The following is a 10,693-nucleotide window of genomic DNA, read 5'->3' as shown; positions in this document are numbered from 1 at the left end:
GCGTGGAACGTGAATCGCAATTGACTGGGTTGGGCGCGCTGTTGGGTTCTCAGGGAATGGTGGTTTGTTTCCTTGAGTGTTGGTTGTTTGAGAACTGCATAGTGGACGCGAGCATCTGTGGCCAAGTTTTTAAGGGCGCACGGTGGATGCCTTGGCACCAGGAACCGATGAAGGACGTGGGAGGCCGCGATAGGCCCCGGGGAGCTGTCAACCGAGCTGTGATCCGGGGGTGTCCGAATGGGGAAACCCGGCAGTCGTCATGGGCTGTCACCCGTGCCTGAATATATAGGGCATGTGGAGGGAACGCGGGGAAGTGAAACATCTCAGTACCCGCAGGAAGAGAAAACAACCGTGATTCCGGGAGTAGTGGCGAGCGAAACTGGATGAGGCCAAACCGTATGCGTGTGATACCCGGCAGGGGTTGCGTATACGGGGTTGTGGGAGTGGGCTTTCATGGTCTGCCGGCTGTGAGACGAGTCAGAAACCGTATGGATAGGCGAAGGACATGCGAAAGGTCCGGCGTAGAGGGTAAGACCCCCGTAGCTGAAATCTGTACGGCTCGTTTGCTTACCACCCAAGTAGCACAGGGCCCGAGAAATCCTGTGTGAATCTGGCGGGACCACCCGTTAAGCCTAAATATTCCCTGGTGACCGATAGCGGATAGTACCGTGAGGGAATGGTGAAAAGTACCGCGGGAGCGGAGTGAAATAGTACCTGAAACCGTGTGCCTACAAGCCGTGGGAGCGTCGCATCGAGTGCTTGCGCTTGGTGTCGTGACTGCGTGCCTTTTGAAGAATGAGCCTGCGAGTTTGCGGTGTGTTGCGAGGTTAACCCGTGTGGGGGAGCCGTAGCGAAAGCGAGTCCGAACAGGGCGCCGTCTTTAATTAGACATTTAGTAGCATGCTCAAGACCCGAAGCGGAGTGATCTAGCCATGGGCAGGTTGAAGCGGCTGTAAGAGGTCGTGGAGGACCGAACCCACCAGGGTTGAAAACCTGGGGGATGACCTGTGGTTAGGGGTGAAAGGCCAATCAAACTCCGTGATAGCTGGTTCTCCCCGAAATGCATTTAGGTGCAGCGTCGTGTGTTTCTTGCCGGAGGTAGAGCACTGGATAGGCGATGGGCCCTACCGGGTTACTGACCTTAGCCAAACTCCGAATGCCGGTAAGTGAGAGCGCGGCAGTGAGACTGTGGGGGATAAGCTCCATGGTCGAGAGGGAAACAGCCCAGAGCATCGACTAAGGCCCCTAAGCGTACGCTAAGTGGGAAAGGATGTGGAGTCGCAGAGACAACCAGGAGGTTGGCTTAGAAGCAGCCATCCTTGAAAGAGTGCGTAATAGCTCACTGGTCAAGTGATTCCGCGCCGACAATGTAGCGGGGCTCAAGCGTACCGCCGAAGTCGTGTCATTGCAGCGTGAAGGGTTAACGCCCGTTGTGATGGGTAGGGGAGCGTCGTGTGCCGGGTGAAGCTGCGCCGGAAGGCAGTGGTGGACGGTTCACGAGTGAGAATGCAGGCATGAGTAGCGATACAAGAGTGGGAAACTCTTGCGCCGATTGACTAAGGGTTCCTGGGTCAAGCTGATCTGCCCAGGGTAAGTCGGGACCTAAGGCGAGGCCGACAGGCGTAGTCGATGGACAACCGGTTGATATTCCGGTACCCGCTTTGGAACGCCCAGTACTGAATCTTCTGATGCTAAGGCCGTGAAGCCGCCTTTGATCTCTTCGGAGTGATGGGGAGTGGTGGAGCCGCTGATCCGATGGGGTAGTAGGTAAGCGATGGGGTGACGCAGGAAGGTAGTCCAGCCCGGGCGGTGGTTGTCCCGGGGTAAGGGTGTAGGGCGTGCGGTAGGTAAATCCGTCGCACATGAAGTCTGAGACCTGATGCCGAGCCGATTGTGGTGAAGTGGATGATCCTATGCTGTCGAGAAAAGCCTCTAGCGAGTTTCATGGCGGCCCGTACCCTAAACCGACTCAGGTGGTCTGGTAGAGAATACCGAGGCGTTCGGGTGAACTATGGTTAAGGAACTCGGCAAAATGCCCCCGTAACTTCGGGAGAAGGGGGGCCATTCCTGGTGATGGGATTTACTCCTTGAGCTGGGGGTGGCCGCAGAGACCAGCGAGAAGCGACTGTTTACTAAAAACACAGGTCCGTGCGAAGCCGTAAGGCGATGTATACGGACTGACGCCTGCCCGGTGCTGGAACGTTAAGGGGACCGGTTAGTCATGCTTTGGTGTGGCGAGGCTGAGAACTTAAGCGCCAGTAAACGGCGGTGGTAACTATAACCATCCTAAGGTAGCGAAATTCCTTGTCGGGTAAGTTCCGACCTGCACGAATGGCGTAACGACTTCTCGACTGTCTCAACCATAGGCCCGGTGAAATTGCACTACGAGTAAAGATGCTCGTTTCGCGCAGCAGGACGGAAAGACCCCGGGACCTTTACTATAGCTTGATATTGGTGTTCGGTTCGGCTTGTGTAGGATAGGTGGGAGACTGTGAACCAGTGGCGCCAGCCATTGGGGAGTCGTCGTTGAAATACCACTCTGGTCGTGCTGGATGTCTAACCTCGGTCCGTGATCCGGATCAGGGACAGTGTCTGGTGGGTAGTTTAACTGGGGCGGTTGCCTCCTAAAGGGTAACGGAGGCGCCCAAAGGTTCCCTCAGCCTGGTTGGCAATCAGGTGTTGAGTGTAAGTGCACAAGGGAGCTTGACTGTGAGACTGACGGGTCGAGCAGGTACGAAAGTAGGGACTAGTGATCCGGCGGTGGCTTGTGGAAGCGCCGTCGCTCAACGGATAAAAGGTACCCCGGGGATAACAGGCTGATCTTCCCCAAGAGTCCATATCGACGGGATGGTTTGGCACCTCGATGTCGGCTCGTCGCATCCTGGGGCTGGAGTCGGTCCCAAGGGTTGGGCTGTTCGCCCATTAAAGCGGTACGCGAGCTGGGTTTAGAACGTCGTGAGACAGTTCGGTCCCTATCCGCTGCGCGCGTTGGAGTCTTGAGAAGGGCTGTCCCTAGTACGAGAGGACCGGGACGGACGGACCTCTGGTGTGCCAGTTGTTCTGCCAAGGGCATGGCTGGTTGGCTACGTTCGGGAGGGATAACCGCTGAAAGCATCTAAGCGGGAAGCCTGCTTCGAGATGAGGGCTCCCACCCACGTGATGGGGTAAGGCTCCCAGGAGACGACTGGGTTGATAGGCCGGATGTGGAAGCCCTGTGAGGGGTGGAGCTGACCGGTACTAATAGGCCGAGGGCTTGTCCATGTGTGCTCGCGTCCACTGTGTGGTTCTGAAACAACCAGCCACCAATCCCTGCCCCTGGGTTTTCGGGGTGGGTTGGTGTGTGTTTCATGGTGTTTCGGTGGTCATAGCGTTAGGGAAACGCCCGGTTACATTCCGAACCCGGAAGCTAAGCCTTTCAGCGCCGATGGTACTGCAGGGGGGACCCTGTGGGAGAGTAGGACACCGCCGAACAAATCTTGAAAAGAAGCCCCCGTTCCGAGTTTTCGAACTCGGAACGGGGGCTTCTTTGCGTTCCCGTCTTCCGTGGCGGGCGGGCCGCAGCCCGCCCCCCTCTCAGGCCACCTTGTCCGAAACCGGTTCTGCCGCAGCCGCACGTACCAGATCGACGTCCAGGGACTCACGGCGAATGCGCTGGTCCATGTAGAGAAGCGCGGTGACGCCGGCGCTGATCGGCAGGGTGAGCGCCGAGGCAAGCACCTGACCGACACCGTTGACGATCAGATACGTCCAGCTCGGATTGCCGCTGGAGCCGAACATTGAAGTGCCGCCGTCATCGGCGACCCCCGCGGCGATCAGACCGAAGGGCGCTTCCACGACGGCGGAGATGAGGAATGCCAGCAGGATGCCGACGAGCTGTACGCCGAGCACCCGCCACCATGTGCCGCTCACCAGCTTGGCGGACCGTTTCAACGCAGCGACGATGCCCTGTTTTTCGAGGGACAGCGCCGGCGCCGCCAGGGTCCACTGGACCCAGAGCCAGACCGAGATGACCGAGCCGCCGAGCAGCCCGAGGGTCGCCAGCGAGGCCCCGCCGTCCGCTGAGCCGGCCAGTGCCACCAGGACTCCGGGGAGCGCGCAGAGGGCGATCACCGCACAGAGAATCACCGCGATCAGGACGGTCAGGCCGATGAGCTGGGGCAGTCGCGGGCGGGCGTCGCGCCACAGCTCCCGGCCCTTGAGCGGACGGCCGACGACAGCCCGGCCGGCGACCAGGGCGATCGTTCCGGTGGCCAGTACCGTCGCGATCATCGTGACCAGCAACGTCACGCCCAGTGCGGTGAACGAGCCGCTGGCGCTGTGCAGGATCTCCCTGACACTCGGGTTGGGGTCGTCCCGGAGGCTCCTGAGGCGGGTGTCGTCCAGGAACAGCCCCTGAATGACGACCGAGATGGTCTCGGTGACCAGGGCGATCATGAAGGTGGCAGTGAGGATCACCCGCCAGTGGATCCGTAGCGTGGTGAAAGCGCCGTCCAGCATGTCCCCGACGGCCAGCGGGCGCAGGGGGATGACGCCGGGCTTGGGAGCTTCGGGCCGCGCGGCCCAGGGGCCCGGCTGCCAACCGCCGCCCGGCGGGGGCGGTGCGCTCCGGCCACCCCAGCCCGGTCCGCCGCTCTGCGGCGGTGGAGGGTGTACTTCGGACGGGGGAGTCCACTGGGCCCAGCCGCCGGCGGCCGGGGGCTGCCGCGGGGACCAGCGGGCGGAACTGACGTCCTGAGCGGGGGGTTCGGGAAGAGGGGAGGCGGGGCTCTGGCCGTCGTCCGGCTCAGCGGAGTCGGAGGAGGATCCGGGCGATTCGGAGCCCGGAGTGGTGGTCATCGGAAGCTGCCCCTTCGGGTTGCGCTGCTCTACTGGTCGCCCATCGTGTCACGGGCTGACGTCAACAAGCCTTTGCAGGGCAGACTGAGGGGATGGGCGATCACATCACGCGACCTGACAACGGCTTCACCCCCGCGCTGCGATGGGAGGAACCGCCGGAAGGCCCGGTACTCGTGCTGCTCGATCAGACCCGGCTTCCCCAGGAGGAAGTCGAGTTGGTCTGCACGGACGTACAGGCGCTGGTGGCGGCGATCCGTTCGCTCGCGGTGCGCGGGGCTCCGCTGCTCGGACTGGCCGGCGCGTACGGCATCGCGCTGGCAGCCGCGCGCGGATATGACGTGGAAGAGGCGGCGGATCTGCTGGCGCGGGCGCGGCCCACAGCGGTGAATCTGGAGTACGGGGTGCGGCGCGCGGTGGAGGCGTACCGGAAGGCGCCGGCGGAACAGGGGGCCGCCGCGGCGCTCGCGGCGGCACGCGCGCTGCATGCCGAGGACGCTGCGGCGAGCCGGGCGATGGTGGAGCACGGTGAGCGACTGCTGGCCGAGCTGGCGCCCGGCGGCGGTTACCGGCTGCTGACGCACTGCAATACCGGCGCTCTTGTGTCGGGTGGTGAGGGAACCGCGCTCGGCGTGGTCCAGGCGGTCCACCGGTCCGGTGAGCTGCGGCGGCTGTGGGTGGACGAGACCCGGCCGCTGCTGCAGGGTGCGCGGCTGACAGCGTACGAGGCGGCGCGGGCCGGGATGCCGTACACGCTGCTCGCGGACAGCGCGGCGGGGTCGCTCTTCACGGCGGGCGAGGTGGACGCGGTGCTCGTGGGGGCGGACCGGATCGCCGCGGACGGGTCGACGGCGAACAAGGTGGGCACTTATCCGCTCGCGGTGCTGGCCCGCTACCACCATGTGCCGTTCATCGTTGTGGCGCCGACCACTACGGTGGACCTGGGAACGCCGGACGGTGCCTCGATCGAAGTCGAGCAGCGGGCGGGCAGCGAGGTCACTGATTTCGCTCCGTCACCGCTGGGCACGCAGGCGTACAACCCGGCCTTCGACGTGACCCCGCCGGAGCTGATCACGGCCATCGTGACGGAGAACGGTGTGGTCTCGCCGGTCACGGCGGAGCGCCTGGCGGCGGTCTGCCGCTGATCAGGGCCGGTGCCCGCACGTTGTCCACAGGCCGGCGATAGGGGGCGGCGCAACTGCGGACAACCAGGGACAATGGTCGCGTAGCGTGACCTCGATCACCAAAGGTCACCAGCATCGATACGTAAATGGGATGATGGTCGGTATGAAGGGACGTGTCCTGGTCGTCGACGACGACACTGCGCTGTCAGAGATGCTTGGCATCGTGCTGCGCGGAGAGGGTTTTGAGCCGTCGTTCTGCGCGGACGGCGACAAGGCGTTGGCTGCTTTCCGGGAGACCAAGCCCGATCTGGTGCTCCTCGACCTGATGCTGCCGGGACGGGACGGCATTGACGTGTGCCGGCAGATCCGGGCGGAGTCCGGTGTGCCGATTGTGATGCTCACGGCGAAGAGCGACACGGTGGATGTGGTGGTCGGCCTCGAATCGGGGGCGGACGACTACGTCATCAAGCCGTTCAAGCCGAAGGAGCTGGTGGCCCGGGTCCGGGCCCGGCTGCGGCGGGCGGAGGAGCCGACCCCTGAGCAGCTGGCGATCGGTGATCTCGTGATCGACGTCGCCGGTCACTCGGTGAAGCGCGAAGGGCAGCCGATCGCACTGACCCCGCTGGAGTTCGATCTGCTGGTGGCGCTTGCCCGTAAGCCGTGGCAGGTGTTCACCCGGGAGGTGCTGCTGGAGCAGGTCTGGGGTTATCGGCACGCCGCTGACACCAGGCTGGTGAATGTGCATGTGCAGCGGCTGCGGTCGAAGGTGGAGCAGGACCCCGAGCGTCCGGAGATCGTCGTGACGGTCCGCGGGGTCGGGTACAAGGCAGGACCGGGCTGAGATGTGCGCGTCGTACGAGCGTGAGCGGTTGGAGAACCGGCTTGCGGACCCCATGCGGGGTCTGCTGCCGGTGATCCGCTCGTGCGTGCGCTGGGCCCGGCGTCCGCTGCAGCCGGCCGTACGGCTGTGGCGGCGGAATCTTCAGCTGCGGGTGGTCGCCTTCACGCTGCTGATGTCGGTCGGCGTGGTGCTGCTGCTCGGCTTCGTGGTGATCGGGCAGGTCAAGAACGGGCTGCTCGACGCCAAGGAGAAGGCGGCCGAGAATCAGGCGACGGGCGGTTTCTCGCTCGCCCAGGACATGGCGGACAAGGGCATCCAGACCCAGGACACCTCCGGGTCGGGCACGCCGCACAGCACGGAGGACTCAGGGAACTGGCTGACCGGCCTGGTCACGCAGTTCGCCAGCGGCGGCAAGGGTGCCTACTGGATCGTCACCCTCAGCCCGGCCAACGGGGACGAGCAGTCGTTCGGCGAGGGCAGTGTGAACGCGCACGGTCCGCGTGGCTCGGGCGGCATCCTGCCCGAGGCGAGTATCCCGAAGTCGCTCAGCGACGCGGTTCAGGCGCATCCGGGCGCCCTTGAGCAGTACACAACGGTCAGGACCAGCGACGGCAGCCCACCGCGTCCCGCCCTGGCGATCGGCAAGCGGCTGCAGGACATCAACAAGAACACGTATCAGCTGTACTACCTCTTCTCCTTCGACCAGGAGCAGAAGACGCTCGGCCTGGTCAAGGGCACTCTGGCCACCGCGGGGATCTTCGTGGTGGTGTTGCTGGGCGCGATCGCCTGGCTGGTGACGCGGCAGGTCGTCACACCTGTGCGGATGGCAGCCGGGATCGCCGAACGGCTGGCCGCCGGCCGATTGCAGGAACGTATGCAGGTCACCGGCGAGGACGACATCGCCAGACTCGGCGAGTCCTTCAACAAGATGGCGCAGAATCTCCAGAGCAAGATCCAGCAGCTGGAGGACCTCTCCCGGATGCAGCGCCGCTTCGTCTCCGATGTCTCGCACGAGCTGCGGACCCCGCTGACGACGGTGCGGATGGCCGCGGACGTCATCCACGACGCCCGCAGCGCCTTCGATCCGGTGACCGCCCGGTCCGCTGAGCTGCTGCAGAACCAGCTGGACCGCTTCGAATCACTGCTGTCGGACCTGCTGGAGATCAGCCGGTTCGACGCGGGCGCCGCGGAGCTGTCGGCGGAGCCGATAGACCTGCGCGAGGTGGTCCGCCGGGTGGTGGACGCCGCCGATCCGCTCGCCGAGCGCAAGGGCAGCCGGGTGGTGATACGCGGCGACGCGCAGCCGGTGATCGCCGAGGCCGACCCCCGGCGGGTGGAGCGCGTCCTGCGCAACCTGGTGGTCAACGCCATCGAGCACGGCGAGGGCCAGGACGTGGTGGTACGGCTGGCGACCGCCGACGGGGCGGTGGCCGTCGCGGTGCGGGACTACGGAGTCGGGCTGAAGCCGGGTGAGGCGACCCGGGTCTTCAACCGCTTCTGGCGGGCCGACCCGGCACGGGCGCGTACCACCGGGGGCACCGGTCTCGGCCTGTCCATTGCGGTGGAGGACGCCCGCCTGCACGGCGGCTGGCTGCAGGCATGGGGTGAACCCGGTGGCGGATCGCAGTTCCGGATGACGCTGCCGCGGACGGCGGGAGACAGTCTGCGGGGCTCGCCCATACCGCTGGAGCCCGACGACTCGCGCCGCAACCGCGCGCTGAAGTCGGCGGGTCCGCCCGCCGGGGCCCTGGCACCGGTCGGTGTGCCGGTTCCGCGTGCCGGTTCCGCCGACACCACGACAGCTGACGGCGGCAGCTGGACGCGGGAGTCCGGCGCCCATGCGCTCACGCCGCGGATGCCGGGCATACCGCCGGTGCCCAGTGCCCCGCCGCATCCGCCGACGGCCGACCCGGCGGCGCTGCCCGGGAATCGGGCACAGTTGGTCCAGCGCAGGGAATCCGCTCAGGAGGACGACGTCTGATGGCTGCGAAGGGGGGCCTGGGACGGCGCCTGCGCAGGGTCGCGCTGCCGGCGACTGCCGCGCTGCTGCTGGCCGGCTGTGCGTCGATGCCCAGCAGCGGCGAGGTGCGCAAGGCCGGTGACGGGCAGCGTGCGGACGCCGACACGCAGGTGCGGGTCTATCCGTTCGCGCCGCTCCCGGGCGAGGCGGCCTCGCAGATCGTCAACGGTTTCCTGGAGGCGACGACCAGCTCCGAGACCGACTTCGCGACGGCGAAGAAGTACCTCACCAAGGGCCTGGCCGCGCACTGGAACCCGTTCCAGCAGATCACCGTGTACTCCGGGAGCCTGGTCCCGGTGGCCGACGACAGCACCGGCACCAGCCGCAAGGACGGCTACACGACGGTCGACCTGACCGGGACGAAGTCGGCCATGGTGGACTCCAAGCACGCCTACGAGCCGGCCCGCGGTGCTTTCCGGGCGAGCTTCCACCTCGTCAGGGAGCACAACGAGTGGCGGATCGACGGGCTCGCCGACGGCCTCGTGCTCTCCGAGCTGGACTTCGACCGGCTCTACCACCCGGCGAACATGTACTACTTCGCCAACCTCGGGCCGGACGCCGACCGTGACGGCATCGCCCGGCGCACCCTGGTCGCCGATCCGGTCTATCTGCGGGACGAGAACGACCCCCTGCTCTCCACCCCGTCGCTGGTCTCCACCGTCTCGGCGCTGCTCGACGGCCCGACCGACTGGCTGAAGCCCGCGGTGACCAGTGCGGCGCCGGCCGGTGCCCGGCTGTATGCCAAGGCGGCGGACCACGGCGTCACTCTCGACGACTCCCAGCATCTGCGGGTGCGGCTGGACCGCAGCGCGGACCATATGACCGCGCAGCGCTGCGTCCTGCTGGGCGCGCAGCTGTTCGCCACGGTCCAGGCCCAGGCGTCGGCGCAGCTCTCCGCCGTGCAGGTGCAGCGGGCGGACGGGAGCAGGCTCTGCAGTGCGCTCAGCGGTGACATGCAGAGTTACGGCCCGGAGAACCTGGCCGGGAACGCGACGCGGCAGTACTACATCTCGGCCGACCACAAGCTGCTGGCGCTGCCCGAGACGGGCCTGACGGCGGCACCGGTGCCGGGGCCCTTCGGTGCGGACAAGGCCGGTCTGACCTCGGTGGCGATCCGCCGCGACGAGCTGGTGGCCGCGGGCGTGCGGGCGAGCGGACGGGAACTGGTGGTCGGGTCGCTGACCATCCCGGGACAGTTCGCCTCGCCGCTGGTCAGAAGCGAGGCGACGGACTCGAAGAACGGTCTGAGCGCTCCCAGCTGGGACGGCCTCGGCGACCTGTGGGTGGCGGACCGTGATCCGCAGAATTCGCAGCTGCTGATGCTGCGGGGCGGCGCCGGGCAGCCGCATGAGGTGTCGGTACCCGGTCTGCTGGGGCGGGTGGAATCGCTCCGCGTCTCCTCCGACGGGGTGCGGATCGCGCTGATCGTGCGGCAGGGCGGCGACTCCACGCTCCAGCTCGGCAGGATCCAGCGGGGCACGGCCAAGGATCCGGACGCTTTCACGGTGACGGGACTGCGCACCCTCACCCCCGTCGGGGAGAAGGTCACCTCGGTGTCCTGGGCAGGCGTCAGCCGCCTGGTGGTGCTGGGCAGCGAGACCGGTGGTGTGCAGCAGATCCAGTACATGAACACCGACGGTTCTGCGGCGCCCGCCCTGGAGGGGATAAACGAGGCGGCGTCCGTGGCGGCCTCGGAGATCGAGGACAAGCCGCTGCTGGCGTCCTACAACGGCCGGGTCTACCGGCTGCCCGCGGAAGCGAACTGGAAGCAGGTCAATCCGAAGGGCAGCGGTCCCGTCTACCCGGGCTGAACCCTGCTTCTTCGGCGGTCGGCGGAGTCCGTTCGCCCGGAGTTTTCCACAGCCCTCGAAAGAG

Annotated in this window: 5 protein-coding genes and 2 rRNA genes; 6 read left to right on the top strand and 1 reads right to left on the bottom strand. The window is 65.8% G+C overall.

Annotated elements, in window-relative coordinates:
* Positions 1–119: 119 nt before the first annotated feature.
* Both OG552_RS13295 and rrf read left to right on the top strand, forming a co-directional pair.
* Positions 120–3,261, top strand: a 23S ribosomal RNA gene (locus OG552_RS13295).
* A 93-nt stretch (positions 3,262–3,354) separates the two neighbouring features.
* Positions 3,355–3,471 (top strand): 5S ribosomal RNA (gene rrf / locus OG552_RS13290).
* Positions 3,472–3,573: 102 nt separating this feature from the next.
* Here the strand turns inward: rrf and OG552_RS13285 are convergent.
* Positions 3,574–4,497: a hypothetical protein gene (locus OG552_RS13285; protein WP_329132510.1), complete on the bottom strand. Its 924-nt coding sequence runs from the start codon at positions 4,495–4,497 to the stop codon at positions 3,574–3,576.
* A 431-nt stretch (positions 4,498–4,928) separates the two neighbouring features.
* Here OG552_RS13285 and mtnA point away from each other — a divergent pair, with 431 nt between their 5' ends.
* From mtnA to OG552_RS13265, 4 genes are all read left to right on the top strand, one after another.
* Positions 4,929–5,978, top strand: a complete 1,050-nt coding sequence (mtnA, locus tag OG552_RS13280; protein WP_329132508.1) for an S-methyl-5-thioribose-1-phosphate isomerase — start codon at positions 4,929–4,931, stop codon at positions 5,976–5,978.
* 130 nt (positions 5,979–6,108) lie between these two features.
* Positions 6,109–6,798, top strand: a complete 690-nt coding sequence (mtrA, locus tag OG552_RS13275; RefSeq protein WP_329140790.1) for an MtrAB system response regulator MtrA — start codon at positions 6,109–6,111, stop codon at positions 6,796–6,798.
* Between the two features lies 1 nt (position 6,799).
* Positions 6,800–8,779, top strand: a complete 1,980-nt coding sequence (gene mtrB / locus OG552_RS13270; protein ID WP_443070924.1) for an MtrAB system histidine kinase MtrB — start codon at positions 6,800–6,802, stop codon at positions 8,777–8,779.
* Complete coding sequence (locus tag OG552_RS13265; RefSeq protein ID WP_329132506.1) at positions 8,779–10,629, top strand: LpqB family beta-propeller domain-containing protein; 1,851 nt, start codon at positions 8,779–8,781, stop codon at positions 10,627–10,629. The genes mtrB and OG552_RS13265 overlap by 1 nt, the downstream gene beginning before the upstream one ends.
* Positions 10,630–10,693: the final 64 nt, after the last annotated feature.

The organism is Streptomyces sp. NBC_01476 (genome assembly GCF_036227265.1).
In the GTDB taxonomy this organism is placed as follows: Bacteria; Actinomycetota; Actinomycetes; order Streptomycetales; family Streptomycetaceae; genus Actinacidiphila.
The sequence above is the reverse complement of the archived record's forward strand: the minus strand, read 5'-3'. Positions and strand labels throughout refer to the sequence as shown.